Here is a 25,941-nt window from a genome sequence, read left to right on the forward strand (position 1 = left end):
TCCTTAAAGCTGTGGCATCTTAAAACCGCCGTTTGCTTGTTCAAAAGCATGGGCCACGCGGTAGAGTGTTGGTTCGCTGAAGTGGTTCCCGATGATCTGTAGACCGACCGGGAGGCCGTCTGAGAGACCGGCCGGCACCGAGATGGCTGGTACACCAGCCAAGTTGACCGGGATTGTCATAATGTCGTTGGCGTACATTGTGAGCGGATCTTCGAGTTGTTCGCCGAGCTTGAACGCCGTCGTCGGCGCAGTCGGCCCGATGATCGCGTCATAGTTCTCGAACACGCGCGCGAAGTCTTGCTTCATAAGTGTGCGCACCTGTTGCGACTTCTTGTAGAACGCATCGTAATAACCTGAGCTTAACGCGTACGTCCCGAGCATGATGCGGCGTTTCACTTCTTCGCCGAACCCTTGCTCGCGTGAATACGTGAACACTTCTTCGAGCGCATCGGCCTCGGCGCGACGTCCGTAACGGATGCCGTCAAAGCGAGCGAGGTTCGAAGACGCCTCAGATGAAGCGAGTAAGTAGTACGTCGGGAGCGCGTATTTCACGGTCGGGAGCGATACCGTCTCAACGGTCGCACCGAGCGACTTGAGCGTCTCGACCGCTTGTTCGATTTGTTTGCGGACACCGGCTGACACGCCTTCTGCCATGAACTCTTGCGGCAGGGCGAACTTCATACCTTTAATGTCGCCATGAAGTGACGTCGTATAGTCCGGAAGGTCGACTGTCGCCGACGTCGAGTCCATGTCGCAATGACCTGAGATGACGTTCAACAAATAGGCGTTGTCTTCGACCGAGCGCGTGAGCGGACCGATCTGGTCAAGTGACGAGGCGAACGCGACGAGACCGTAACGTGACACGAGACCGTACGTCGGTTTCATGCCGACGACGCCACAGTAGGCTGCCGGTTGGCGAATCGAGCCACCCGTATCCGAACCGAGGCTAAACAGCACTTGTCCGGCTGCGACCGTCGCGGCCGAACCGCCTGACGAGCCGCCTGGTACGCGCGTTGTGTCCCACGGGTTGCGGACGACTTTGAACGCTGAGTTCTCGTTTGATGAACCCATCGCGAACTCGTCCATGTTCAACTTCCCGATTGTGACAGCACCGGCGTCGTGAAGACGCTCAACGACTGTCGCGTCATGGGCCGGGACGAAGTTCTCAAGGAACTTCGAGGCACACGTCGTGCGTGTCCCTTTCGTGACGATGTTGTCTTTGACACCGATCGGCAACCCGAAGAGCGGGTTGTCCGCTGTCTTGGCGAGGTCGTCCATCCGTTTCGCTTGCTCGAACGCGTCCTCGTTCAACGTGAGAAAAGCACCGATTTTGTCATCGGTCGCTTCGATGCGGTCAAATGATTCTTTGACGAGGTCCGTTACCGTGACCTCACCTTCTTTTAATAAGGTATGTAGCTTGGCTACACCGTGATCGAATAGTGTCATGAAGGGCCTCCTTACTCAAAGACGGCTGGGACGCGGACTTGGCCGTTCTCCCAATCAGGCGCCATCCGTTCGACTTCCTCGCGAGGAAGTGACGGGCGGACCTCGTCTTTGCGCATTACGTTTTTCAAATCTAGGGCATGGGTCGTCGGGATGACGCCCGTTGTATCGAGTTCATCGAGTTGCTCGGCGAACTCGAGGATTTTTGTCAATTGCTCCGTGAAGTGCGTCACTTCATCTTCCGTGATCGCAAGTCGGGCGAGTCCGGCGACGTGCCGAACTTCAGCTTCAGTGATTCGAGCCAAAGGTTCCACCTCCAACAGTTTTCAATACATCGTTCATTATCATACCACTTTTCCATAAGACAAAAAAGAAAATCCAATCCGGTCAAAGATGATCATTTTTTGAAAGTTAGGGAATCGCGCTAGAATATTGACTCGTTTCAAAAAACAGCTATACGGTACACCGACAAATCTCATTATGCTAAGAGAGTAGCAAACATTTCCCGAGGAGGATCACTATGTCAATCCGTAACAAATTGATCGTCGCCTTCACCGTCCTGTTAGTCTTATTACTCGGTGTGAGCGGCTATTCATTCTATGCGTTGAACGCCTCGAAGGCAGCCCAACAAGACATGAACGTCTCTTGGGTGCCCGGCATGGACCAAATTCATCAAATCGACAAGCAGTTGCTCGAGATTCGCCAGCATATGATGCGCCACTCTCTAGTCGAGGACGAGGTGACAAAGCAAAATGTCGAAATCAGCATTGAGACCGGTATCACGATTTTAAAACAACAGCTGACCGGCTATGAGTCGACGATCATCAACAAGACCGACCGTGAACTGTTCGATCAAGCGACGGCACAATGGACGACGTTCCAGTCAAACATTGAGGAATTGATTCGCATCTCGAATGAAGAAGGACAAGCCGCGGCCGACGCCTACATCCGAGACACGGCCACGCCAAGCGCAGACGCCCTGTCGAATACGCTCGGTCTCCTCATCAACTTGAACCGTGATGGGATTCGTTCTGACACCGAGGCTGGTGAAGCGTTGTTTGCACAAGTCCAACTCACGCTCATCGTCATCATGATCGCCGCTATTCTGTTCACCGTACTCATGATGGTGTTCATCTTCCGCTCGATTTTCGAACCGTTGAACGAGTTCAAAGTGAAAATGCGCGAACTGGCGACGAGCCAAGGCGATTTGACGACGTCGATCCCGGTGAAGCGACGTGATGAGTTCTCTGGGCTCGCGCGCGACTTCAACCAATTCATCGCCAACCTGCGCCAGCTCATTTTGCAAGTGAACGGCGTCTCACGCGGGGTGACCGAGCAATCCACTCGCATGTACGACGAATTGAAAGCGCTTGATTCGTATATGACGACGACCGCCGCAACGACCGAGGACTTGACGGCCGGCATGCAACAGACCGCGGCGAGTGCCCAGGAAATGAACGCCTCCGCGTCGGATATGGAACGAACGCTTCACAACATCGTGACGATGGCGGCCGAACGAAAAACTGAGGCGGAACAAGTCGATGCCCGGGCCATGGCGCTCCGCAGCCACGCCGTCGAAGCGAAGGCGTCAGCGATCGACGTCTTGTCCTCGACACGGCACAATCTCGAACGGGCCATGCATGACGCCAAGGCCGTCCGCGAGATCGCGACGCTCACGAACGATATTTTAGACATCGCGGCTCAGACGAACCTGTTATCGCTCAACGCCTCGATCGAAGCGGCACGGGCCGGTGAGGCGGGACGCGGGTTCGCCGTCGTCGCCGACGAGATCCGTAAACTGGCCGAGACGAGCCGGACGACCGTCGAACGAATCCAAGCGATCTCGACGACCGTGCTCCATTCGGTCGATCATTTAAATGAAACGTCGAGCGAGATGCTCGGTTTCCTCGATACGAACGTATTGAAAGATTACGACCAGCTCGAAGAAGCGGCCGAACGCTACAGCGAAGACGCCGGGCGCTTTGAGGCGACCGCCTCTGAATTCGCCGAAGCGGCCACCGAACTCGAACAATTGACGGCCGCGATGATCGGCGTCATTCAAGACGTCGCCGTGACGGTCAATAACGGGGCGCTCGGTACGCAAGACATCGCCGAGAAAGTGACGTTGTCGGTCGAACGGTTCAGTGAGTTGAACCGTGTCACCGAAGCGTCGCAACGGAAGATGGACGAGTTGAGCGAGTTGATCGGCCAATTTAAAGTGTAAATAAAAGGACGCACTCCCTCGGGAATGCGTCCTTTGTCATGCGGCCGACTGTTGCCGCTCTTTCCGTATCTCAAGTTCGAACCGCTTCGTCTCGGCGACGACGACACCCGACAAGAACAACAGACCGATCAAGTTCGGAATCGCCATCAGACCGTTGAAGACATCGGAGACGGCCCAAATCAAGTTCAAGTTCGTCGTCATCGCACCGAGTCCGGCGACGACAATGTACACCATCCGGTACGGGACGATCGCCCGTTCCCCGAGCAGGTAATGGACCGAGCGTTCCCCGTAATAACACCAGCCGATCACGGTTGAGAAGGCGAAGAAGACGAGCGAGATCGTGACGATGAGTTCACCGATCGGGCCGAGAAAGTAAGCGAACGACGCTTGCGTCAGCTCGATGCCTTGCAGCCCTTCCGTATACTGACCACCCATGACGATCGTCAACCCGGTGATCGAACAGACGATGAGCGTGTCGATCAACACTTGTGTCATCGAGACGAGCGCTTGCCGTCCCGGGAAATCCGTCTTCGCGGCCGCGGCCGCAATCGGTGCCGAGCCTAGCCCAGCCTCGTTCGAGAACACGCCGCGCGCGACCCCGTAACGGATCGCGGCACCGAGCGCTCCGCCGCCGATTGCTTCGGCACTGAACGTACTCGAGAAGATCGTCGCGAACGCGGACGGGATCAAGTCGAAGTTCGTGACTAAAATGACGAGCCCGGCCCCGACGTAAGCGAAAATCATGACCGGGACGAAAATCCCAACGACTTTCCCGATCGATTTGACGCCACCGAGGATGACGAACCCCGTCAGGACCATCATGATGATACCGGTCGCAACCATCGGGACACCGAACGACGTGTTCAGCGCTAAACTGATCGAGTTCGTCTGGACGCCATTGCCGATACCGAACGCGGCGATCGAGGCGAACAAGGCGAACGTCATGCCGAGCCAACGTTTTTTAAGCCCGTGTTCTAAATAGTACATCGGGCCGCCGGCAACCTCGCCCCGTTCATCGACGGTACGATACTTGACGGCAAGGATCGCCTCGGCGTATTTTGTCGCCATGCCGATGAAGCCACTCAGCCACATCCAGACGATCGCACCCGGTCCTCCGAGGACGATCGCGGTCGCGACCCCGACCATGTTGCCGGTACCGACCGTCGCCGCGAGCGCCGTCATGAGCGCTTGGAAGTGCGAGATGTCCCCACGTTGCCGTTTTCGTTTTTCGGCTTCCACGCCTGTCTTTTGCTTCGGGATGAACGCTTCTTTCAAGCCGAACCCGAGCCGTGTCACTTGGATGAATCCGAGCCGGAACGTCAAGAAGATGCCCGTCCCGATCAATAATATGAGCAAGTGTGGTCCCCAGACGAGGTTCGATAGACTCGTCACCCAACTTTCAAACTGCTTCACGTGATGTTCCCCCTATGTATGTATTCGCTTGACTGCTGGTTTATATTTTTCAGAATATTCACAACTTCGTCAAGTTGACGCGGGGTGAAATCATACCGATTCCGCGTAATGTTTTTGTAATATATCTGTTCAACGCTCGGTTTTATCCTGTTTCCGACTTTAGTATTTGAAATAAAAATGTAACGATTCACTTCATCAAAAAAACCGACCTCCCCTATTGGGAAATCGGTTGGGTCCAACTTATTTGGCGAGCGCCGCGACGACCTCGTCGACGTGACCGTTCACTTTGACGCCGCGCCACTCCTCTTCGATATAGCCGTCCTCGTTGATGAGGAACGTCGAGCGGACGATGCCGTAATATTCCTTGCCGTAATTCTTCTTCAACTGCCAGACGCCGTATAGTTCTGACACTTCATGCGTGTCGTCGACGAGCAAGTCGAACGGCAAATCGTTCTTCTCGATAAAGTTTTGATGCTTCTTCTGGCTGTCGGCCGAGATGCCGATGACGACGGCCCCGCTCATCTTCGGTGCGGCGTCACGGAAATCGCACGCCTCGGTCGTACAGCCCGGCGTCGCGTCTCTCGGGTAGAAATAGAGGACGACTTTCTGGCCACGATAATCTTCGAGTGCGACCATGTCCCCATTTTGGTTCGGTAGTGTAAATGTTGGTGCTAACATCTGATTTCCTCCTTATCCGAACGACGGGTCGACGAGCTGTTCGTCATATCCGTCGATCGCTTGTTCTAGTTTTTGTTTGAGCGGGTCGAGCACTTCGAGATAGTCGACCGGGTCTTCCGTCGCGGCCGCGTCGCGAAGCGCGGCCTCATTGTCGATATACCACGTCTGATACGCTTTAAAATAATCGGTCATGATCGTTTGGTTTTCCGGGACGGTGAGCGTCTCTGACATGAGCAGGAAGACGTTATTGTCCGCCTCGAGCGCGACATAGTCCGTCTGGGCGTTGACCCGGTCGTAAATCGGTCCGGCCTCATCTTCCGGCACGTCGGCGAGACGGGCGTTCGCTTCAGCGTTCACCCCGTACTCGCTCGCTTCGATCCCCGTCAACAACTCCCCGACCTCACCGATCACGTCAGCCGGGACTAAGGCCGGTGTGACGACGAGCGACCAATCGTCGCCTTCCTTGATCGCGACTTTGGCGAGTCGGTTCGGCAGTTCGTTCCCGTCACCATCCTCCATCTCATGGACGATATAGGCGACGTCCTCATCCTCGTTCACCCAACTCTCGACGATGTCACCCGGCGTCAAGTCACGCGTCACGGCACCAGTCGCCGGGATGTCGGTCCGGGCAGCAGCGTAGTCGATGTCCGCGAGCGCATCGGCGTCCCCGTCACGGAGCGCTTGTCGATACGATTCATACACCGTCTCGACCTCGTCCGGGAGCGGTCGTTTCGTCTCTTCGACCGGTGCTGCCTCTTCATTCCCGCAAGCGCCGAGCATGAGTGTGAGCGCCAGCGGCAACATCCATTTTCTCATCCAATCATTCCTTCCTCGATCGATCTCTTTTCACCATCCTACCACGACTGAATTTAGAGCGGAAACGACACGCTTTTCCGGAAAATTGTTTCACTAGGATTTCATGAAGAATTCCGATACAATACAGACGTAAGCGCTTAACTGCATAATCACTTTAAGGGGGAACGAGAATGATTCCATACAAACATGAACCATTCACAGACTTTACAAACAAAGAGAACGCTGCCTTGATTCAAGCGGCGATCGAGAAAGTGAACGGGGAGCTTGGTCAGGACTATCCGCTCGTGATCGGTGGGGAAAAAGTGACGACGGAAGGTAAGATCACGTCTTACAACCCGGCCAATAAAGACGAAGTCATCGGACACGTCTCGAAAGCGAACCAAGAACTCGCGGAACGTGCGATGCAAGAAGCGCTCAAAGCGTTCGACACGTGGCGTCACGTCGACCCGTCAGTCCGTGCCGACGTCTTGTTCAAAGCGGCGAACATCGTCCGTAAACGGAAGCACGAGTTCTCGGCCTACCTCGTCAAAGAAGCGGGCAAGCCTTGGAACGAAGCGGACGCGGACACGGCGGAAGCGATCGACTTCATGGAGTACTATGCGCGTCAAATGCTCGAACTTAAACCGGGTAAGAAAGTCGAGAGCCGTCCGGGCGAGTACAACCGCTATGACTACATCCCACTCGGGGTCGGGATCGTCATCAGCCCATGGAACTTCCCGTTCGCGATCATGGCAGGGACGGCCGTCGCGGCCATCGTCGCCGGTAACACGATCCTCTTGAAGCCAGCTTCGACGACACCGATCGTCGCGGCGAAATTCGTCGAGGTCATGGAAGAAGCGGGTCTCCCGAAAGGCGTCCTCAACTTCATCCCGGGACCGGGCGCTGAAGTCGGCGACTACCTCGTCGACCATCCGAAGACGCGCTTCATCAGCTTCACTGGTTCACGCGACGTGGGTCTGCGCATCAACGAGCGCGCCTCGAAGTTGAACGACGGCCAAATCTGGCTCAAACGTGTCATCGCCGAGATGGGTGGAAAAGACACGATCGTCGTCGACGAATCAGCGGACCTCGAACTCGCGGCCCAGTCGATCGTCAAATCGTCGTTCGGTTTCTCGGGACAAAAATGTTCAGCTTGTTCACGCGCCGTCATCGTCGATAGCGTGTATGACACGGTGCTCGACCGCGTCATCGAATTGACGAACGAACTGTCAGTCGGAAACACCGAGCAGAACGAACACTTCATGGGACCGGTCATCGATGCGGCCGCGTTCAAGAAGATCACGTCATATTTCGACGTCGCGAAAGAAGAAGGACGCATCGTCACGGGCGGTAAAGCGGACGACTCGACCGGCTACTTCGTCGAGCCGACGGTCGTCGCCGACGTGGCACCGAAAGCACGTCTCATGCAAGAAGAGATCTTCGGGCCGATCGTCGCCTTCACGAAAGCGAAAGACTTCAAAGAAGCGATCGACATCGCCAACAACACCGAGTACGGCTTGACGGGCGCGGTGCTGACGCGTGACCGCTCGAACCAAGAATACGCACGCCAAAACTTCCACGTCGGCAACTTGTACTTCAACCGTGGTTGCACAGGCGCAATCGTCGGCTATCAGCCGTTCGGCGGCTTCAACATGTCAGGGACCGATTCAAAAGCAGGCGGGCCGGATTACATCCAGCTCCACATGCAAGCGAAAACGACGTCAGAGACGTTTTAATCCAGGAAGGCACGACGGGATAGCCCGTCGTGCCTTTTTTCTGTGTCGGCCTCACCCTAACGCCACGTCTAAAATCATCATGACGGTAAATCCAAGCATCAAGGCGATCGATGCCAAGTCCTTATGGCCATTCTCTTGCGACCCCGGGATGACTTCTTCGACGACGACAAAAATCATGGCCCCGGCGGCAAAGCTCAATGCGAACGGCAGAAGCGGCTCCATGACGAACACCGCCCAAACGCCGAATAAGGCGGCGACCGGCTCGACGACGGCCGACAGCTGTCCGTAGAAAAAACTCTTTCGTCGTGACATCCCGTCACGCCTTAACGGCAGCGCCACCGCCACGCCTTCTGGAAAGTTTTGAATCCCGATCCCGATCGCGAGGGCGATGGCACCTGTCAACGAGGCCGATGGAAAGTCAGCCGCGACCGCCCCGAACGCGACCCCGATCGCTAGCCCTTCCGGTATGTTGTGCAACGTGATCGCTAAGACGAGCAACGTGCTGCGCTTTCGTTTGAACGGGCCGATCCCTTCCGCCTCACTGAGCGGGGAAGTCGGATGCAAGTGCGGAATCAGTTGATCGATGCCCCATAAAAAGAATCCCCCCAATAAAAAGCCGATCGTGGCCGGGAACCAGGCCGGCCAAGCGTCCTGTCCTGCCATCTCGATCGCCGGCGCGAGCAGCGACCAAAAACTGGCGGCAATCATCACCCCGCCGGCAAATCCGAGCATCCCGTCCATCAGCCGTTGATTGATCGATTTCGTCGTGAACACGACAGCCGCCCCGAGCGCCGTCATGCCCCATGTGAACAACGTCCCGAGCAAGGCTTGCACGGCCGGGCTCAGTTGAGCCACCCCGTCCCACATCGCCATCGCCTCCCCTTAAGCTTTGTATGCGCGCCCTATTCTTTTCCCGTCGTCCCTGCGTCGCTAATCCCGATTTGAACAATCAAAAAAGAGGAGAGCGACGTCGCTCTCCTCCGTTACAATTCTATTTAAAACGTGCGCATCAAGTTCGCCATCTCAATCGCCGCTGTCGCTGCTTCCCAGCCTTTGTTCCCGGCTTTCGTGCCGGCCCGCTCGATCGCTTGTTCAATCGTCTCGGTCGTCAAGACGCCGAAGATGACCGGCACTTCCGACTGATAGCTCGCTTGGGCGACACCTTTTGCCGCTTCGCTGCAGACGTAGTCGAAGTGCGGCGTCGCCCCGCGGATGACCGCTCCGAGCGTGATGACGGCGTCATACTTCTTGCTCATCGCCATCTTTTTGGCGACGAGTGGGAGTTCGAACGCGCCCGGCACGAACGCGATCTCGACGTCGTCTTGCTCGATGCCGTGGCGCTTCAGCGCATCCTTCGCCCCGTCTAGCAAGCGCATCGTGATCAAATCGTTGAACCGTCCGACGACGATCCCGATTTTCAAGCCTTTACCAACCAAGTTACCTTCAAATGTATGCAACATTATTCTTCTCCTCCAAAATGATTCATTTTTTGTTGTTTCGTCAAGCGATAGCGTTCATTCTCGGCGTGCTCCCCGACGATGATCGGGACGCGTTCGACGACGGTGATGCCGCACGCCTCCAAGGCGTCGACTTTCTCTGGGTTGTTCGTCATGAGCCGCACGTTCGTGACGCCGAGGTCACGCAACATGCCCGCGCTCACCCGGTAGTCACGCAAGTCGGTATGCAACCCGAGCGCGACGTTCGCCTCGACCGTGTCGAGCCCTTGCTCCTGCAGTTCATACGCCTTCAATTTATTCAGTAAACCGATGCCGCGCCCTTCTTGACGCATGTAGAGCACGACGCCGCCCTCTTCTTCAATTTTAGCGAGTGACGCATCAAGTTGCGGACCGCAATCGCAGCGGTAAGAGCCGAACACGTCACCGGTCAGACATTCCGAATGGATGCGGACGAGCGGTGCATGTTCAAGTTCGCCTTTGATGAGCGCGACGTGCTCTTCGCGGTCAAGGACGTTTCGATAACCGATCAGGCGAAACTCACCCTTAGCCGAGGGGAGATTGACGTCCGCCTCTCGTTCGACGAGGTCCGTCTCCATATAGCGGACGAGCTCCTCGATCGTGATAAATTTCAAATCGTGCCGTTCCGCGACGTGGACCAGGTCCGGTACTCGAGCCATCTCGCCGTCTTCACGGATGATTTCGCAAATGACGGCGACCGGCTCACTCCCTGACAGTCGGGCCAAATCGACCGACGCTTCGGTGTGGCCGCGCCGCACCGAGACGCCACCTTTTTTCGCGATGAGCGGGAAGATGTGTCCCGGCCGTTGAAAATCGGCCGGACGCGCGTTTGCATTGGCCAGCTCGCGGACCGTGTGGGCCCGTTCGCTCGCCGAGATGCCCGTCGTCGAGTCGACATGATCGACACTGACGGTGAACGCCGTCCCGTGCGGATCGGTGCTGTTGTCGACCATCGGCGACAAGTCGAGCCGGACGGCGACTTCTTCCGCCAGGGCGGCACAGACGAGCCCTTTCCCTTCCGTGATGAGGAAGTTCATCGTCTCGGCCGTCATCTTATCGGCGAGGACGACGAAATCACCTTCGTTCTCCCGGTCCTCGTCATCGACGACGATGATCGGACGCCCCATCTTCAAATCTTCGATTGCTTGTTCGATTGTGTGAAACATCACCATCCCGCCTTTCCGTATCCCATCGACGCAAGTGATTCGAGCGTCATGTCCTTTTGATTCACTAGCTTTTCCATATATTTAGCCAACATATCGCATTCCAAATTGACCTTATCCCCTGCCTGCTTCATCCCGAGCACCGTCTCACTGTACGTGTGCGGGATGAGCGACAGCGTGAAGCCGCGTTCAGTGACCTCATACACCGTCAAGCTCGTCCCGTCGACCGAGATCGAACCTTTAGGGACGATGAAACGGAGTAGCGACGGCTCGCAACTAATATCGATGTAGACCGCGTTCGCGAGCGGACGCTTCTTGACGATGCGACCGACCCCGTCGACGTGTCCCGAGACGAAGTGACCGCCGAAGCGACCGTTCGCCGGCATCGCCCGCTCGAGGTTGACGTCCGTTCCAGGGCGGACCCCATCTAGACTTGATGCTTTGAGCGTCTCCGGCATGACGTCGACGGCAAAACTCGTTTGATCAAACGCCGTCACGGTCAGGCAAATCCCGTTCACCGAGATGCTGTCGCCGAGCTTCACGTCTTCTAACACGATCTTGCCCGCGAGCGTGAGCCGTAGCGACGGCCCGTTCCGCTTCACTGCTTTCACACTGCCGATTTCTTCAACGATTCCCGTGAACATCGGACTCCCCCTTTCTCATGACGAGCTTGATATCGGTACCGACAGTTTCGACCGAGCCGATCGCGAAGCGCTCGATCGCATCTAACGGCCCGGCTTGGCTCGAGCGATAGACGCCTCGGTTCCCACCGAACACGCGCGGTGACTGATACATGACCCATTCGTCGACGTATCGTCCGTCAAAGAGTGACGTCACGAGCGTCGGTCCCGCCTCGATGAGCAAACGGCCGACGCCGCGACTATGCAAGTCACGAAGGACGTTGTCGAGTGTCGAATAGTCGGCAAGCTCGACACCGTTTCGCGCGAGCTCGGTCCGTTTCACTTCATCATCGGACAGCGTATAGACGAGCACCGGCACATCTTTCGCGCTCCGGACGAGCTGACTCGAGAGCGGTAAGCGGAGCTCGCGGTCGAGGATGACCCGAAGCGGCTGACGTGTCGGCGTGTCGAGCCGGACGGTCAAGGCAGGGTCGTCGGCGAGCACGGTCCCGATTCCAGTCAAGACGGCATCGACCGTCGCCCGTAGTTCGTGGACGTCACGTCTCGCTTCAGTCCCGGTCACCCACTGGCTCTCACCCGTGTCGAGCGCGACTTTCCCGTCTAGGCTCGTCGCCGTCTTCAATACGACGTACGGCCGTTTCGTCTCAAGCGAACGTAGGAACGCCGGATTGAGCGCACGGGCCTCGTCTTCGAGCAGACCGACTTCGACGTCGATCCCCGCCGCCTTCAAACGGGCGACACCTTTCCCTGCGACGAGCGGGTTCGGATCTTTCATCGCGATGACGGCGCACTTGATGCCCGACTCGACGATCAAGTCGGCACATGGCGGCGTTTTCCCGTAGTGCGAGCACGGCTCGAGCGTGACGTAAATCGTCGCACCGTATGCGGACGCACCGGCCATGCGAATGGCGTGTACTTCGGCGTGCGGTTCACCGGCCTTCAAATGGGCACCGAATCCGACGACGCGACCGTCTTTGACGACGACGGCCCCGACGAGCGGATTCACACCGGTCTGTCCGGCAGCGGACTTGGCCAATTGGATTGCTTGTTGCATGTACTGTTGCATCGTTCTCCCTCCTTGTTTCGTACAAACAAAAAGACCCTAAGGATGTCCTTAGGGTCTCGGCGGGAGGTCTCAGTCGTCATTTGGCAGGCCAAATAAGCGTTTTCTTTACAGAAAAACGTACGACGAAGCACAGGTCACGAGGACCTGTCTTTTTTCCTTCTCCCATCCAGACTATACTGTCGGCTCTAGAGTCACACTAGATCCACCGTTCGCACACGTGCGCCCGGGTCACGGACTTAGGGCTCGCGCCCATCACCGCCGGTTGGGAATTGCACCCGACCCCGAAGGAATATTTGTTTGTACGCATTTACTTTATCGCAAAAAAGAATCGAAGGCAAAAATAAAAGTGCAAAAAAGCGCCACTCCGATGAGCAGCGCTTCCAATCAAGCCAAGAACAAGACGACGAGCAAACCGACGATCCAGCAATAGAACGAGAAGTACTTGAGCTCACCCTTCGCCATGATGTGCTGGAACCATTTGAGCGAGATGGCCGTCAGCGCGTACGAGGCGATGAACGCCAAGACGAGCGGACCGAACAGATCACGCGTCGCTGGGTCGGTGAAGAGTGCCGGGCCGTCCAAAATCATCGTCCCGAGACTGACCGGGATGAACAAGAAGAACGAGAACCGGAGCGCCGACTCTTGTTTAATGCCGAGCAACATCGCCATGACGATCGTGGCACCCGAGCGGCTGATCCCGGGGATAAGCGCGACCGCTTGGGCGAGACCGATCAAGATGGCGTCACGTAACGTGATACCGCCGTCACCTTTATTCCCGCGCATGTTGCGGATGAACCAAAGTGCGACCCCGGTCAAAATCAATGTGTAGCCGACCGTCGCGACGCCGCTGAGCGTCTCACCGATCCAATCTCCGAATAACACGCCGAGCACGCCGGCCGGTACGGTCGCGACGAGCAAGAGACCGATGAACTTGACGTCGATCATCGTATCCTCGCTGCGGTCTTTCTTAAATAAGAACGTCCACAGACTGACGACGAGGCGGACGACATCTTGGCGATAAATCGTCAAGACGGCGAGGAGCGACGCAAAGTTGACGAAAATCTCGAACGACAGCCCAGGTAATTCGATATTGAATAGCTCTTGGAAGATGACCAAATGACCGCTCGACGAAATCGGGATCGGCTCCGTGAACCCTTGGACGAGACCAAGCAGCAAGTAAAATAACCATATTGTCATATCATAATATCCTCTTTTCTCAAATTCGCTCAATGCGGCTATTTTAGCAGAATCACAGTTTCATTGACCACCCTTAAAAAAAAATTCGTATATTTTGAAAACTTTTATTGATTAGTCTGAAAATTAAATTTATTATAGAGGTGTACTCAACTGGACAACGGTGATGACCCCATTGTCCAGCTGGGTACATTTTTGTATGGAATTCATATAAATTACCAAAAATAAAACTTTTTGTTTACAAATGAACCCATATAATATTAAATTTGTAATATACCTGTTACCTTTTTTTTCAATCTTTCATCCGACTTTAGACCTATCACGTCCCATTTTTAACATAAAAAACTTACAAAAGCGCTTATAAATCGTAAAAACTATCCGATAGTATGATTGTAGAAGCACTTTCGTCATCATTGTCGGTTCAGATATGAGTCCATGGAAGGAGGAACCATCATTGAGTCAAACGCTATCCACTAATACTCATCACTTATCAACCGAACAGCAACGCATGATTCACTGTATTCGTTTGCTCGGGGATTTATTAAAGGAACGTCCTCGTCGCTCTGTCTATCGTCGTTTCGCGATGGAGCAAAACTGGCCGTCTCCCGAATCGATCATTCGACAGTTCGGATCATGGGCCGAGGCACTCGCCATCGCCGGCTATGAATGGCATGGGGAAATCGCCGTTGATTTACCCGATAAAATGCCAAAATATACACGCGATGATATCGTCGAGACGCTTGCCCTCTATTCACGGGACATGGGTTCGATCATCACGCTGAAGAAATATCAAGAATGGCGGAAACTACATCCGAAAGCACCGAGCCATTACCACATCGTCAAGACGTTCGGTTCGTGGCATGACGCCTGCGCCGAAGCCGGGCTTGAGGCGAGCGTGACTTACTCGAAGTCAGAGTTGTCGAACGCTCTTCGAGAAGCGATTCATGAGATGGGCTTCTCTCTTTCATTCGAGGCGTACCGAGAATGGGCGAAACGCAACAACAAGCCATCTACGAAAGCGATCTTGCATCGTTACGGGTCTTGGTCCGCTGCCATCCATGCGGTCGAGTCCGACATGTTCAGCCAGAAATCATAATCATTCATTCAAAAAGGAGAACCGTTTAACGGTCCTCCTTTTTTTCATTGAATTCGTTCGGTCGACGTGTCCCGGTAATGGGCGACACGGTCGCGACCGTTAAACTTCGCCCCGACGTACATCGCCCGGTCGGCATGTCGCAACACCGTATCGAGCTCTTCGTACTCATGAATCGTCTCGATGCCGATGCTCGCCGTCACTTGGACCCGGATCCCTTCTGTCCCGAACGGGTGTGACCGGAGCGCTTGCCGAATCTTCTCACCGGTCACAATCCCCGCCGCCTCGTTCGTCCTCGGGAACACGAAGACGAACTCTTCGCCGCCGTAACGCGTGACGAGGTCACTGCTCCGGACGAGCCGGTTGAACAGGACCCCCGCTTCAATCAACACTTCGTCACCGAACGCATGGCCGTACGTATCGTTAATCGATTTAAAATGGTCGAGGTCGATCAAAAAGACCGACAACGGATACGACGCGACGTCGTTCAATCGCTCTTTCGTCCAACGTTTCAACGCCCGTTGGTTCGGCAACCCGGTCAACGGATCGGTCAGACTCTCGTGCTGGAGCCGATCCCGTTCATCGATCCGCTCGAGTGACCACGACAGGGTCTTGAGCAAGCGGTGAATCTCGACCGCGAGCGCCTCATCATAGGCACCGTTCGCCGTCGTCGAGATCATACAGCTGACCGCGTTCGTCGTGCTCGTCACCGGTTGAATGACGAGCGCGGAATGATGCAGTTCGCTTTGGTTCAGCTGAAGCTCTGGGTGCCACTCGTGGAGCGAATCGTACAGAAAGTATGGCTCACTCGCGTCACGGTGCCGTTCGAGCGTATACGCATCAGTGACCGCTTCCGCTTTCCGCCCCCGGACATCATAAAACGTCTGGTCCCCGTCTCGATTGATTTGAAGCCAGCCGCGCTCGACCTCGACGACTTCCCGTAAGCCGTTCCAAAATTTTTCAATTAACAGCGCTTCGCTGTCGACGCGATAGAGCTGTTCTTTCAACCGCTCGACTTGGTCGATCTTCGATTGCGTCTCTTCTGTCTGTGTCGCTTTCGACAACCCCATCTTCAAGATCGACAAGAGCAGGAACGTCGCCATCAACCCGACATACCCGAACAGTTGGAACGCCTCGAGCGCGACCATCGTGAACAACAGCTCGAGCGAGATGACGAGCCAATCGAACCGTAACAACCGCCACATGATCGGCAGCGGGATCCGCTCCCCGATCAAGAACCGGGACATGACGAAGCTGAAGCCGAGGACGAGATAAAGCACTCCGAAGAAACCGATCAGTGCCACTCCTTGCTCGAGCAAGTGGACGGTCGACCCGATCTCACCGCCGAGCGAAAAGTAGACGAGACCCGGGATGACGAGAATCATCGCCTCGATCAACGTGTTGAGCGGATAAAAGTGTAAGAAGCGCCGGCGGCCGACTTTCCTGTTGAACGCCCGCGCCTGGAACGTCAACAACAGCAATTGCCCCATTAAAAGTGCCGGGACGAGCCCGTACAAGAAGAACGTCATGAAGACGAACAGCTCGTGGAATGTGAAGTGCAGGTGCCGCCGCTTCAACGGGTTCATGACGAACAAGGCACCGAGCGTGTAGATGAACCAGAAGAACGCCCAATCGAACGTTTCCAGATCGGTCCACGTGTAATAGACGATCCCGATGAAGACGAGCGACCACGAGAGCCAGCTCCTTATGAGATACTTCCGAAACCGCATCGTCTTCCCCCTTTTCTTGTAACATTCTTTAATAGTATGAAGGGTTTTGGAGAAACATTCCAGTCGTTGTTTGAAAGTTGTGACAATGAAAAAACCGTGGCGTGCGCCACGGTCTGTCCGTTATTTCGCTTTCAAATAAGAAATGCCGATTGAGCCGGACCCGGTGTGGGCCCCGAGCAGCGGCGCGAGCGTGTCGACGCGGATCGGCACCTTGTCGCCGAGTTCCCGTTTCCACGACTCCGCAAGCTCTGGCACGTTCCCGTGGAAGATCGAGACGTCCGTGCATTCGCCTGACTCGATCGCCGCCCGGATGACCTCGAACAAGTGGGCTTGCGCCTTTTTATACGTCCGTACGGTCTGATACGGGACGATGAGCCCGTCCTCGAAGCGGAGCACCGGCTTCAGCTGCAGCATGTTGCCGATGAGCGCTTTTGATTTCGAGATGCGTCCACCTTTTTGCATTTGCGTCAAATTTTGAATCGTCAGTTCGATCCGGACGTCCTCGACGCGCTGTTTCATGTACGCCTCGACGTCATCAAGGGCGTCTCCGCGCTCGACGCGCTCGATCAGTTCTTCGAGCAACAGACCCATCGTATAAATACCCGACCGTGAATCGATGGCGAGCAGCTTGAACTCGGCGATCTCGGCCCCTTGGATCGACGCAGAGTACGTGCCGCTCAAGTCAGACGACAGGTGGACGGCGATGCCCATGTCATACTTCGGCTTCAACTCTTCATACAGCGTGGCGAAATCCCCGATTGCCGGTTGGCTCGTCGAGACGCGCTCGCCGGCATCGATCCAGTCGTACACCGTCTCGGCGTCGACTTCGATGCCGTCTTTATAAGGTTGATCGCCCTTGACGACGTAAAGCGGGACGATATGGATGTCTGGGTGGTGTTTGATCGAATCTGGCAAGACGACCGTGCTGTCCGTGATGTAGGCAATTTTCATGTGAGCCTCTCCTTTAAAATCGTGATTAGTACCTGGTAGTATGATTTTATCACAGGTGAAACGGTTTCACTAATTTTTCAAAAAATGTACCCGTCTTCGTCAAACGTTCAAACCTCTAAGGTCCACAACCCGCCCGAAACGGGTAAAAGATAACATGGACAAAGGAGGCGTTTTTTTATGATTCGAATCGAGAACGTCAATAAGATTTACAAGACCGGTGACATCGAGACGGCCGCCTTGAAAGACGTCGACTTGACGATCAACGACGGGGCGTTCGTCGTCATCCTCGGACCGAGCGGCAGCGGCAAGAGTACACTCTTGAACGTCATCAGCGGGCTTGATACGGTCACGTCCGGGAACATCACGTTCGATGACACCGTCTTGACCGACCTGTCCCCGGAACAGATGACGGCGTTTCGGCGCGACCATCTCGGCTTCATCTTCCAACAATACAATTTGCTCCAAAACTTGACCGTCTACGAAAATATCCAGATCGGGGCCGACCTGTCGACGCAACCGCTCGGTATCGACGAGCTGTTAGAGCAGGTCGGGCTGTCGCCTGCGCGCGACAAGTACCCGTACCAACTGTCCGGCGGTGAGCAGCAGCGCGTCTCGGTCGCCCGGAGTCTCGCCAAAAACCCGTCGATCATCTTTTGCGATGAACCGACCGGCTCGCTCGACGAGGACAACTCGAAGAAAGTGCTCGAGCTGCTCGAACGATTGAACACGACGTACGGCAAGACCGTCGTCGTCATCACCCACAACACCGGCATCAGCGCCATGGCCGACGACGTCATCAAGATGAACTCGGGACGCATCGTCGAACTGACGCACAACCCGGTCCGACAAGCCGCGCGCGATATCGCTTGGGGTTAGGAGGTTTCGACCATGCTGTATAAAAACGTTTTGAAGACGCTCGTCGGCAAATGGATGCAGCTCGTCGCCATCGCCGTCATCATCGTCATGAGCTCGCTCACCTATACGATGATGTTCTACGGCATCAGCGGGATCGAGGTCCCGACCGAGGACTACTTGGCGTCGTCTAACCAAGAGGACTTCGCCGTCGAGATGCTCAACCGCGTCACCGCAGACGAAGCGAACGATCCCGAAATCGCCTCCCTCGTCGCCTCGGGCACGTATACGCTCGCCGACTTGAAACAGGTCGACCCGGAACGCTTCGACGACTTGATCGGCGCCCGGATCGACGCGGTCGAGTCCGTCATGCCCGAGGCGACACTCGAACTTCGCGAATCCAAACTGATCACTTATCCATTCGCGGGCAGTGAACATCGGGGGCTCGTCTTAAAAGAAACAATGACGATCAATCAGTCTTACCTCGAAGCAGGATCGCGTCCGACGACCGACGACGAGGTCGCGCTCAACGCCAAATACGCCGAGAAGAACGGGATCGAGGTCGGTGACACGATCGACCTCGGCACGCCGTTCACGGTGAGCGGTTTCGTCTTGTTCCCGGACTATACGCTCCCGCTGTTCGATGAGAACTTCTTCAATCTCGACGCCGGGACGCAGACGCTCCTGCTCATGACGGACGAGGCGTATGAAGCGGTCGTCGGGACGGAATCGTTCCGGCTCTCAGGCGTCACGGACGGCGCGATCGACACCGTCGAGCTCCCGTTCGTCGTCTCGGTCATGGAGACGGAGAATATTATGCGCAGCGGGGCCATCTATAGTGAGATCTCGTCCGGGAAAGCGATGGCGCTCGGACTTAGCCTATTCATCGTCTCGATCGCCGTCATCATCGTCGCCATTCTCATCTCGAACATGCTCGAGGCCGAACGCGGTCAGATCGGGCTGTTGAAAGCGATCGGCTACAACCGGCGCCAGATTTCAATCCCCTACTTGGTTCTGATCTTGGTGTTCGCGACGCTCATGCTCGTCATCGGGTACTTCCTCGGCCTCTACTTCGCCGACCCGCTCAAAAACCTGTACCTCGACTTCTATCTGTTGCCATCGATCACGATCGCTCAAAACCCACTCGTCTTCATGACCGCCGTCTTCGCCCCGCTCGTCTTCTTCGGCATCGTCGCCGGTGCCGTCATCTACAAGCTTATGGGTGAGAGCGCGCTCGCACTGCTGTCACCGCGCGACAACATATCGCTCAACCGGCTCAGCCGGCTCGTCAGCCGAATGCTAAGCCGGGCCAGCGGGAAAACGAAGTTCAAATATTTATACGCCGTCAAAAGCACGGGCAGCTTCATCATCTTCTTCCTCGGTATCTTGTTCTCGACATTGTTGATCGTGTTCGCGCTCATGATGAACGGGGCCGTCGACCGGATGACGGTCGGCGGATTGAACGACGTCGACTATGCGTATGAGGCGTACGCGAACACGGAATCGCCGCCAATGCTCGCCGACGGTCAGGAACCGTTCCTCGCCTATCCGTTCGCGTTCGTCGAGGATCAACTCGTCACCCTTAAAGGCTTGAGCGACGACAACACGCTCTACCGGTTGCAAGACCGGGACGGGAACGAATTGACCCCTGCAACCGATGGCGTCATCGTCACCGAACCGCTCGCCTTAAAACAAAGCTTTGACGTCGGCGACACGATCGACCTCGAGCTCGACGGGGAGACGTTATCGTACCCGATCCTCGGCATCGCCGATGACTTCACGGGTGACGTCGTCTATTTACCGATTGAAATGCTCAGCAACGAGCTGACAGACGGCGCCTCGAGCGATTTGTTCAACGGCGTCTACGCCAGTGAACGGCCGGACGAGTCGGTGTATCCGACGATTCTGTCGCGCGACGGCTTGATCGAACAGTCCGAGTCGATCAACGAGTATATGAATTTGATGATGAACGTCATGATCGGCGGCTCCGCCTTGATCGCCTTCAGCATCTTGTTCGTCTTGACCGCGCTCACGGTCGAGAAAAACTATTACGTCATCTCGCTCCTCAAAGTGATGGGGTATAATCGACGTGAGGTTCGCTCGATGATCCTCGACAGCTATTTCGTCTACGCGCTCATCTCAGCACTCCTCAGCATCCCGATCGCCCTCGTCGTCCTCCGGATCATCATCGTCGTCTTCGCCGAGGACTACGGGCTCGTCTTGCCGCTCGAGTTTGAATGGATCTACGTGCTCTATACGGTCGGGGCCGTCACGCTCTTGTTCTTCGTCAGCACGTTCGTCAGCCGGCGCAAGATCGATCAAATCCCGCTCCAAGAAGTGTTGAAGACGTATCAAGAATAATTTTGCTCGAAATAGGGCATAATAAGAGAAGAGACTAGGCCTCTCGCTTGAGGGGCCTAACTATTTGCAGAAGAGGATGATTCTAATGAACCGTACACAAGTGTTGCTCGCTATCCCAGGAAACTGGCCATCGGCCGAGGCAGTGAGCGAAAAGATTAGTATACATAGCGAAGGCTACACAATGGCCGGCCTGTTGCTGTTAGAAGACGAGACCGGAAAAGCGTTCACCGTCGAAGTCGTCGAACGCGACCCAGCGCTCGCCGAGGCGATGATTCACGCCAGCACGAGCGGCTTCACACCGAAAATCGCCAAAGGACTTACGCGTCACACACATATCGTCTATTTGATCGGCGACGTCAATGATGTGACAGACATCGCCGCGGCCCGTCGCGGGGCGAACGCCCTGTTGAACGCCGGCGGACTCGGTGTCATGGTCGAGACGGCAGGCGTCGCTTATTCGAAAGACGAATGGCAAGCGTCGAAAGAAGAAGACCTCGCCCTCGACTACTCGCTCCTCACCGCCATCACGGAAGAAGAGACGGCGTACGTGTCGTGGGGCATGAAAGCGTTCGGCCATGCCGACGTCGCCGTACCAGAAACGCTCGAGATCGAAGACGCGATCCACGTCATCCATTCGTTTAACTTCCATTTGATCGCAGGCGGATCAATGTTCGGTGACGGCGACAGCTTCACGTTCGAGGACGGCAAGACGTTCACGGTCGAGATGGGCGAAGACGAGCGCACGTCAATCGACAACTTGCTCCATAACCCGTTCGGCTTGATCTACCTCGTACCACAAATTGCAGAATAACATGTCAATCGATTAATTTGGACCCACATCCAAATTGATCGATTTTTTGATATCGCTCGTCCTTCCGGCGCCCACGCTTTCCGCAGGCAATCCCGGAGCCGCATCGCGACTCGCGTCGCTGCTGGGTCTCCGTCGGATTGCTTTCCTGCAGGAGTCGGGGCGCCATCGGACGAGCAACAAAAAGGTATTGTACGAAAACTAATCGAACAGCTAATAGCCGAACGGAAAATCATCCGTGTAGGAAATGGGACATCTACTCGCTACCAGCCCCTAAAGTAAACAAGAGCTCACAGATCATTCGTCTGTGAGCTCTTGTTGTTTCGGCATGTCGAGCGGCATAAAGTAATGGTCGCACCCTTCCCATTCGAGCTGTTCGCTCAAAATATCGAACGACGTCCGGAAGAATGCCTGCACGTCTCTCGTTTCCCCTACGTTCTCAAGAGATAAAAAGAACTCACTCTTGCCGGCATCATAATAGGCGTCTTGCGGTTTGAGCCGCTCCGTCCCGATCTCCGTGTACTGGAACGGGTAAGGCAAGATGAAGAACGTCGGAATATCGACCGCTTCATCACCGAGCCAAAACCCGAACTCGACCATGTGCTCGTCAAACGCCGCCTTCTCGATGACTTTATCTTCCGGGAACGGCTCAGGCCGTCCATAGACGATGAGCGACGACACGTCAAACGTTCCCCAAAACAGGCCTGGCTTCACTTTCCGACAGCGGAGCGGTGCGAGAAATGCCGTTTGCTCCCGCGCGGCGTATTGAAACAGACGGATGCCTCGTTGCGCCGCCATAGCGTCATAGGCGAGCGGTGTCTCGTCCCGGTCCAGATAACGTAACTCCCGCATCTCTTGCGTTCTCGGATTGAGGGCGACCGAGACGCCGTTTGCGCGCAGGGCACCCATGATTTCTTCATAGTACGTACTGATCGACTTGCCTGCTTCGAGCGGGAATACCGACGTGTCGGCACCGACTTGGACTCTGATATGAGATTGAAAGACATCGACGTCGAGTTGTAGCCACGTCTCCCCTTGCACGAGCGGGCCAGTCGAAAAGCCGCTCAGCGCAACGGGCAACGTGACGTGTGTCCATTGTGGCTCTTGCGGAGCCAAAGCCAACTTGATTTTCCCCAAGATTTGCGACAGCAAATGGAGCGTGAGCTTTGTCTCAGCCCATTCCGAGTGGCGTATCATCTCCATCACAGATTCCTCCGTTCCTTCGTTGCAAAAGTGACAGAACCACTTCATTAATTCCCGTTAAATCATCACGACAATCAAAAAAATCCACAGACACATGTCTGTGGATTTACTTTCTCATCTCTTGGAGCCGTTCGAGCTGGTGGGTCAACTCACCGATCGGCACGAACCGGGCCCGGCGGAGCATCTCTTTGCCGTCGATGAAGAACAAGACGACCGGTACGGTGAAAATCGAATAGGCGCCGGCGATATCCGGCACTTCGTCCGAATCGACCGCGACCGCCTCGATGTCGGGAAAATCAACGAGCATCTCCTCGACTTGCGGCTTGAGCGAGTGACAGACGCTGCATCCCGGGTGCGAGACATAGACGAGCAACTGCTCGGCCTCAGCGACCCGTTCATTCAACATCGAAAGTGTGTTCACAGCCTCCATGCTGTCTCCCCCTTTCAACTTAAGCGTCGAGCCAAAGCACACCGACCGTCTCAAAGCCGGCATGGACCGCAATCGACGGACAGAAACGTGTCTTCACGACGTCAACCTCCGGCAATTTCGCTTGGATGAGGGCGACGAGGTTGTCTTGCATCTCTGGAGCGAGCGCCGTCTGGACGAAGACACGGTTGTTATGGATTCCGTTCGCCGCATGAAGACGTTCGAGTTCTGTGACCATCTCAGCGTACGCTTTTTTGATCGAACGCACTTTCTTGAACGGGATGACTTTCCCAGATTCGTCGAGCGTGATGATCGGTTTGATGTTCAAGATGTTCGCGAGGAACATCTCACCTGATGACACACGTCCGCCTCGGCGCATCGTCTCCATGTTCCCGATGATCATGAAGAAGTTTTTCTTGTCACGCCACGCTTCGAGAAGAGCGACGATTTCCTCGACCGACTTGCCTTCTGCCTCGGCAGCGAGACCGAGACGGACGAGCTCTTGCTGCGCCTCGAGCGCTGCGTGCGAGTCGACCGTGTAAACTTTAAATCCAGCCGCCTCAGCCGCTGCACTCGAGTTTTTGACGGTGCTGCTCAATCCGTTTGAACAGTGGACGGCGATGGCGCAATCGTACCCTTCTTCTTTTAAGCGCTCGTAACGCGAGATGAAGTCACCAAAAATCGGTTGCGACGTCTTCGCTTCTTTCTTTTGGTCGATCATGTAGCGGTGCAACTCCTCAATCGAGAGGTCGACTTCACTGTAGCCGCTCCCGTCGACGATCAATTGGATCGGGACGATCTCGACGCCGAGCTGGGCGGCCTCCTCTTTCGAGAAGTTGGCCATACTATCGGTGATCCATGCAATTTTTGTCATAACAAATAGTCCTCCAGTAGTCGTTCAATTTTTTCCTCTTTCATTATAACCCATTTTCCCCGCCACTTCCCCGAAGAAAAAAGCAGAACGATTGCGGAATCGTCCTGCTCCCGTTCATTTTGTCGAAATCAGTTTCGTGTGGGCGAACTCATCGTGCGGCAGTTCGAGGTCTTTATTCGACTTCATCTGTTGAAGTGCACGAAGAAGTGGTAGACCGAGCGTCGCCGGATAGACGACGTCCTTGTAGAGCGTCCGTTTCATGACTTGTTCGAGCGTTAGCGGCCGGCCGTCTTGGCTCACGACTTTAATCCCGACGATTTTGTCGCCGATCGTCTGTCCGTCCCGGTTGAGCAAGAAGTAGGCTTCTCCTGCGATGGAGACGATTGTCGGTAAGTAATAATGCTTCATTTCTTTATCCGGCCAGATTTTTTTACGGATCGTCTTCTCGACGAGTTTCGCGGGTGCTTCTAATAGGATTTTATCGATTCGACTAGCTACAGCGCGTTTCCAGATTGGGACTGCCACGTTCATCATCCTTTCGTTTCGTTTCCTAGCCTTTAGATTCCTCTTTTGGCTTGGCTTGAAACGCTGAAAACGGACAACCTGACCGTGCGAACAAGTTCGGCGTCACAATCTTGTCATCATAGTGCCGATGAAAGACGTGGGTCGAGGCCGGTGACAGCGGCGGGATGAGCCAACTCCACTGTCCGGTCACGTCACGACCGGCGTCCGTCTCATTTTTCTCGAACCGTTTAAATTGTTTCGCCGCTGTATGATGGTCGACAATCGTCACGCCGGCGTGCTCGAACGATTGCAAGACGGCGACGTTCAGCTCGACGAGGGCGCGGTCACGCCAGAGCGTCCGCTCTTTTGTCGTATCGAGACCGAGTGATGCCCCGACAAGCGGGAGCAGGTTGTATCGCTCGACGTCGGCGAGGTTGCGCGCCCCAATCTCTGTCTCCATGTACCACCCGTTGAACGGGACCGATGTGAAGCGGTGTCCACCGATTTCAAGCTCCATGTCAGCGATGGCCGGGACGGCGTGCCACTTGACGTCACGTCCCCCGAACAAATCGACGTCGTCATGGCGAATATCGACCTCGAGCACGGCATCGGCTGGCAGTTCATACATGCGGATCTCGTTCCCGTCTGTAAGCAAGAGCGGTAACAGATCGAAAGCCGTCCCAGCCCCGACCCACCCGAGACGCATCGCTTGTCTCGTCATCGACAGCGATAGCGGGTCACCGACGATGCCGTCTGTCGTCTCGTACGCCGCGTAACGGATGAGTTGTGTGTTCAAAATCCGAAAATGGTTCGGGAGGACGGTCATCGTCGAGCGAATCTTTCCGCCATTCGTCGCGTAGCGAAGATGGGCGACGATTGCTTCAAACACATCATCAAACGTTTCCGCGTCACGCGCGTCGTGGAGGGTGAGCGTCTGCCAAAACAAGCGGCCGATGCAGCGGTTCGAGTTGCGCCATGCGAGTTTTGCCCCGGACGCCAATTCATCCGTCGTGAGCGTGTACGTCCCGGTCCGCTCGATTTCGGCTTCGATCTCCCGTAACCGTTCGGTATGCTCCCCTTCAAGTTGTGAGAAAAAGTGGCGGGCTGCCTGTAGTCGATCCATCGTTTCTGTCTCCTCTTCTAATCTGTCCCTTCCATCTTAGAGAAAACTGCGTCCCGTTTCTAGTTTTAGAGCGCACAAAAAGCGAGCCGGCAAATCCGGCTCGCTCAGGCCACACTAAACCAACTATTTGAAGGTTACCAATGACCCCAGCATTAGAACCGGTTTTGTTATATGCCTGCCATACAAA

At 55.4% G+C, this 25,941-nt stretch carries 24 protein-coding genes and 1 riboswitch; of the genes, 6 read left to right on the forward strand and 18 right to left on the reverse strand.

The window, feature by feature from the left end; all coding sequences use genetic code 11:
* Window positions 1-3: 3 nt before the first annotated feature.
* Together gatA and gatC are read right to left on the reverse strand one after the other, a co-directional pair.
* The gene (gene gatA / locus EVJ23_RS03435) at window positions 4-1,446 is read right to left on the reverse strand and encodes an Asp-tRNA(Asn)/Glu-tRNA(Gln) amidotransferase subunit GatA (protein WP_131464134.1); all 1,443 of its coding nucleotides are present in this window, start codon (window positions 1,444-1,446) and stop codon (window positions 4-6) included.
* 11 nt (window positions 1,447-1,457) lie between these two features.
* On the reverse strand, window positions 1,458-1,748 hold the full coding sequence (gene gatC, locus EVJ23_RS03440; RefSeq protein WP_016509877.1) for an Asp-tRNA(Asn)/Glu-tRNA(Gln) amidotransferase subunit GatC: 291 nt from the start codon (window positions 1,746-1,748) through the stop codon (window positions 1,458-1,460).
* 215 nt (window positions 1,749-1,963) lie between these two features.
* Between gatC and EVJ23_RS03445 the strand changes: the two genes are divergently transcribed.
* Window positions 1,964-3,667, forward strand: a complete 1,704-nt coding sequence (locus EVJ23_RS03445) for a methyl-accepting chemotaxis protein (RefSeq protein ID WP_131464136.1) — start codon at window positions 1,964-1,966, stop codon at window positions 3,665-3,667.
* 36 nt (window positions 3,668-3,703) lie between these two features.
* Here EVJ23_RS03445 and EVJ23_RS03450 read toward each other — a convergent pair whose 3' ends face one another.
* The 3 genes from EVJ23_RS03450 to EVJ23_RS03460 form a co-directional block, all read right to left on the reverse strand.
* Window positions 3,704-5,080 (reverse strand): alanine/glycine:cation symporter family protein, encoded by a 1,377-nt coding sequence (locus EVJ23_RS03450; protein WP_131464138.1) that lies wholly within the window; start codon window positions 5,078-5,080, stop codon window positions 3,704-3,706.
* 240 nt (window positions 5,081-5,320) lie between these two features.
* Window positions 5,321-5,758 carry a thioredoxin-dependent thiol peroxidase gene (bcp, locus tag EVJ23_RS03455; RefSeq protein ID WP_070328593.1) on the reverse strand — a complete coding sequence of 146 codons (438 nt, stop codon included), beginning with the start codon at window positions 5,756-5,758 and terminating at the stop codon, window positions 5,321-5,323.
* A 12-nt stretch (window positions 5,759-5,770) separates the two neighbouring features.
* Entirely contained in the window at window positions 5,771-6,574 is an 804-nt protein-coding gene (locus tag EVJ23_RS03460; RefSeq protein ID WP_131464140.1) for a nuclear transport factor 2 family protein, read from the reverse strand.
* Window positions 6,575-6,744: 170 nt separating this feature from the next.
* Between EVJ23_RS03460 and pruA the strand changes: the two genes are divergently transcribed.
* Complete coding sequence (gene pruA, locus EVJ23_RS03465) at window positions 6,745-8,289, forward strand: L-glutamate gamma-semialdehyde dehydrogenase (RefSeq protein ID WP_071398075.1); 1,545 nt, start codon at window positions 6,745-6,747, stop codon at window positions 8,287-8,289.
* Window positions 8,290-8,340: 51 nt separating this feature from the next.
* On the opposite strand, the gene EVJ23_RS03470 is transcribed toward pruA, so the two are convergent.
* The 6 genes from EVJ23_RS03470 to EVJ23_RS03495 form a co-directional block, all read right to left on the reverse strand.
* Window positions 8,341-9,156 (reverse strand): ZIP family metal transporter, encoded by an 816-nt coding sequence (locus EVJ23_RS03470; RefSeq protein WP_131464142.1) that lies wholly within the window; start codon window positions 9,154-9,156, stop codon window positions 8,341-8,343.
* A gap of 128 nt (window positions 9,157-9,284) precedes the next feature.
* Window positions 9,285-9,749, reverse strand: a complete 465-nt coding sequence (gene ribH, locus EVJ23_RS03475; RefSeq protein WP_070328590.1) for a 6,7-dimethyl-8-ribityllumazine synthase — start codon at window positions 9,747-9,749, stop codon at window positions 9,285-9,287.
* Window positions 9,749-10,930, reverse strand: a complete 1,182-nt coding sequence (locus tag EVJ23_RS03480) for a bifunctional 3,4-dihydroxy-2-butanone-4-phosphate synthase/GTP cyclohydrolase II (RefSeq protein WP_131464144.1) — start codon at window positions 10,928-10,930, stop codon at window positions 9,749-9,751. Before EVJ23_RS03480 ends, ribH begins: the two co-directional genes overlap by 1 nt.
* The gene (gene ribE, locus EVJ23_RS03485; protein WP_070328588.1) at window positions 10,930-11,571 is read right to left on the reverse strand and encodes a riboflavin synthase; all 642 of its coding nucleotides are present in this window, start codon (window positions 11,569-11,571) and stop codon (window positions 10,930-10,932) included. Before ribE ends, EVJ23_RS03480 begins: the two co-directional genes overlap by 1 nt.
* The gene (ribD, locus tag EVJ23_RS03490) at window positions 11,552-12,634 is read right to left on the reverse strand and encodes a bifunctional diaminohydroxyphosphoribosylaminopyrimidine deaminase/5-amino-6-(5-phosphoribosylamino)uracil reductase RibD (protein ID WP_131464146.1); all 1,083 of its coding nucleotides are present in this window, start codon (window positions 12,632-12,634) and stop codon (window positions 11,552-11,554) included. The genes ribE and ribD overlap by 20 nt, the downstream gene beginning before the upstream one ends.
* A gap of 150 nt (window positions 12,635-12,784) precedes the next feature.
* Window positions 12,785-12,927, reverse strand: a riboswitch (FMN riboswitch).
* A gap of 91 nt (window positions 12,928-13,018) precedes the next feature.
* Window positions 13,019-13,831 carry an undecaprenyl-diphosphate phosphatase gene (locus EVJ23_RS03495; protein ID WP_071398079.1) on the reverse strand — a complete coding sequence of 271 codons (813 nt, stop codon included), beginning with the start codon at window positions 13,829-13,831 and terminating at the stop codon, window positions 13,019-13,021.
* Window positions 13,832-14,282: 451 nt separating this feature from the next.
* Between EVJ23_RS03495 and EVJ23_RS03500 the strand changes: the two genes are divergently transcribed.
* A complete protein-coding gene (locus EVJ23_RS03500; protein ID WP_070328585.1) occupies window positions 14,283-14,924 on the forward strand; it encodes a homing endonuclease associated repeat-containing protein in 642 nt (213 codons plus the stop codon).
* Window positions 14,925-14,968: 44 nt separating this feature from the next.
* On the opposite strand, the gene EVJ23_RS03505 is transcribed toward EVJ23_RS03500, so the two are convergent.
* Together EVJ23_RS03505 and EVJ23_RS03510 are read right to left on the reverse strand one after the other, a co-directional pair.
* Window positions 14,969-16,651 (reverse strand): GGDEF domain-containing protein, encoded by a 1,683-nt coding sequence (locus EVJ23_RS03505; protein WP_131464148.1) that lies wholly within the window; start codon window positions 16,649-16,651, stop codon window positions 14,969-14,971.
* Window positions 16,652-16,771: 120 nt separating this feature from the next.
* The gene (locus EVJ23_RS03510; protein ID WP_070328583.1) at window positions 16,772-17,602 is read right to left on the reverse strand and encodes a DegV family protein; all 831 of its coding nucleotides are present in this window, start codon (window positions 17,600-17,602) and stop codon (window positions 16,772-16,774) included.
* Window positions 17,603-17,779: 177 nt separating this feature from the next.
* On the opposite strand from EVJ23_RS03510, the gene EVJ23_RS03515 reads away from it, so the two are divergent.
* The 3 genes from EVJ23_RS03515 to EVJ23_RS03525 all read left to right on the forward strand — a co-directional run bounded on the left by EVJ23_RS03515 (window position 17,780) and on the right by EVJ23_RS03525 (window position 21,626).
* The gene (locus tag EVJ23_RS03515; RefSeq protein WP_070328582.1) at window positions 17,780-18,478 is read left to right on the forward strand and encodes an ABC transporter ATP-binding protein; all 699 of its coding nucleotides are present in this window, start codon (window positions 17,780-17,782) and stop codon (window positions 18,476-18,478) included.
* Between the two features lie 12 nt (window positions 18,479-18,490).
* Window positions 18,491-20,815 (forward strand): ABC transporter permease, encoded by a 2,325-nt coding sequence (locus tag EVJ23_RS03520; RefSeq protein ID WP_131464150.1) that lies wholly within the window; start codon window positions 18,491-18,493, stop codon window positions 20,813-20,815.
* Window positions 20,816-20,900: 85 nt separating this feature from the next.
* The gene (locus tag EVJ23_RS03525) at window positions 20,901-21,626 is read left to right on the forward strand and encodes a DUF4261 domain-containing protein (RefSeq protein WP_236633341.1); all 726 of its coding nucleotides are present in this window, start codon (window positions 20,901-20,903) and stop codon (window positions 21,624-21,626) included.
* Window positions 21,627-21,920: 294 nt separating this feature from the next.
* Here the strand turns inward: EVJ23_RS03525 and EVJ23_RS03530 are convergent, their stop codons facing one another.
* The 5 genes from EVJ23_RS03530 to EVJ23_RS03550 form a co-directional block, all read right to left on the reverse strand.
* Window positions 21,921-22,826, reverse strand: a complete 906-nt coding sequence (locus tag EVJ23_RS03530) for a DUF5996 family protein (protein ID WP_084812939.1) — start codon at window positions 22,824-22,826, stop codon at window positions 21,921-21,923.
* Window positions 22,827-22,932: 106 nt separating this feature from the next.
* A complete protein-coding gene (locus EVJ23_RS03535; RefSeq protein WP_131438813.1) occupies window positions 22,933-23,256 on the reverse strand; it encodes a thioredoxin family protein in 324 nt (107 codons plus the stop codon).
* A 19-nt stretch (window positions 23,257-23,275) separates the two neighbouring features.
* Complete coding sequence (locus EVJ23_RS03540; protein WP_131464155.1) at window positions 23,276-24,127, reverse strand: DegV family protein; 852 nt, start codon at window positions 24,125-24,127, stop codon at window positions 23,276-23,278.
* Between the two features lie 114 nt (window positions 24,128-24,241).
* Complete coding sequence (locus tag EVJ23_RS03545; RefSeq protein ID WP_236633697.1) at window positions 24,242-24,658, reverse strand: RDD family protein; 417 nt, start codon at window positions 24,656-24,658, stop codon at window positions 24,242-24,244.
* Window positions 24,659-24,677: 19 nt separating this feature from the next.
* Window positions 24,678-25,754, reverse strand: a complete 1,077-nt coding sequence (locus tag EVJ23_RS03550; RefSeq protein WP_131464159.1) for a nitric oxide synthase oxygenase — start codon at window positions 25,752-25,754, stop codon at window positions 24,678-24,680.
* Window positions 25,755-25,941 lie beyond the last annotated feature (187 nt).

This window comes from Exiguobacterium sp. SH1S1 (assembly GCF_004337245.1).
In the GTDB taxonomy this organism is placed as follows: domain Bacteria; phylum Bacillota; class Bacilli; order Exiguobacteriales; family Exiguobacteriaceae; genus Exiguobacterium; species Exiguobacterium aurantiacum_A.

Coding starts and splice junctions, on each gene's coding strand:
- EVJ23_RS03505 (WP_131464148.1), bottom strand. CDS start 16,651: ATGCGGTTTCGGAAGTATCTCATAAGGAGCTGGCTCTCGTGGTCGCTC.
- EVJ23_RS03445 (WP_131464136.1), top strand. CDS start 1,964: ATGTCAATCCGTAACAAATTGATCGTCGCCTTCACCGTCCTGTTAGTC.
- EVJ23_RS03510 (WP_070328583.1), bottom strand. CDS start 17,602: ATGAAAATTGCCTACATCACGGACAGCACGGTCGTCTTGCCAGATTCG.
- EVJ23_RS03470 (WP_131464142.1), bottom strand. CDS start 9,156: ATGTGGGACGGGGTGGCTCAACTGAGCCCGGCCGTGCAAGCCTTGCTC.
- gatA (WP_131464134.1), bottom strand. CDS start 1,446: ATGACACTATTCGATCACGGTGTAGCCAAGCTACATACCTTATTAAAA.
- EVJ23_RS03540 (WP_131464155.1), bottom strand. CDS start 24,127: ATGACAAAAATTGCATGGATCACCGATAGTATGGCCAACTTCTCGAAA.
- EVJ23_RS03460 (WP_131464140.1), bottom strand. CDS start 6,574: ATGAGAAAATGGATGTTGCCGCTGGCGCTCACACTCATGCTCGGCGCT.
- EVJ23_RS03480 (WP_131464144.1), bottom strand. CDS start 10,930: ATGTTTCACACAATCGAACAAGCAATCGAAGATTTGAAGATGGGGCGT.
- ribE (WP_070328588.1), bottom strand. CDS start 11,571: ATGTTCACGGGAATCGTTGAAGAAATCGGCAGTGTGAAAGCAGTGAAG.
- bcp (WP_070328593.1), bottom strand. CDS start 5,758: ATGTTAGCACCAACATTTACACTACCGAACCAAAATGGGGACATGGTC.
- EVJ23_RS03495 (WP_071398079.1), bottom strand. CDS start 13,831: ATGACAATATGGTTATTTTACTTGCTGCTTGGTCTCGTCCAAGGGTTC.
- ribD (WP_131464146.1), bottom strand. CDS start 12,634: ATGCAACAGTACATGCAACAAGCAATCCAATTGGCCAAGTCCGCTGCC.
- EVJ23_RS03535 (WP_131438813.1), bottom strand. CDS start 23,256: ATGGAGGCTGTGAACACACTTTCGATGTTGAATGAACGGGTCGCTGAG.
- EVJ23_RS03515 (WP_070328582.1), top strand. CDS start 17,780: ATGATTCGAATCGAGAACGTCAATAAGATTTACAAGACCGGTGACATC.
- EVJ23_RS03525 (WP_236633341.1), top strand. CDS start 20,901: ATGAACCGTACACAAGTGTTGCTCGCTATCCCAGGAAACTGGCCATCG.
- EVJ23_RS03530 (WP_084812939.1), bottom strand. CDS start 22,826: ATGGAGATGATACGCCACTCGGAATGGGCTGAGACAAAGCTCACGCTC.
- EVJ23_RS03550 (WP_131464159.1), bottom strand. CDS start 25,754: ATGGATCGACTACAGGCAGCCCGCCACTTTTTCTCACAACTTGAAGGG.
- EVJ23_RS03545 (WP_236633697.1), bottom strand. CDS start 24,658: ATGAACGTGGCAGTCCCAATCTGGAAACGCGCTGTAGCTAGTCGAATC.
- ribH (WP_070328590.1), bottom strand. CDS start 9,749: ATGTTGCATACATTTGAAGGTAACTTGGTTGGTAAAGGCTTGAAAATC.
- EVJ23_RS03520 (WP_131464150.1), top strand. CDS start 18,491: ATGCTGTATAAAAACGTTTTGAAGACGCTCGTCGGCAAATGGATGCAG.
- pruA (WP_071398075.1), top strand. CDS start 6,745: ATGATTCCATACAAACATGAACCATTCACAGACTTTACAAACAAAGAG.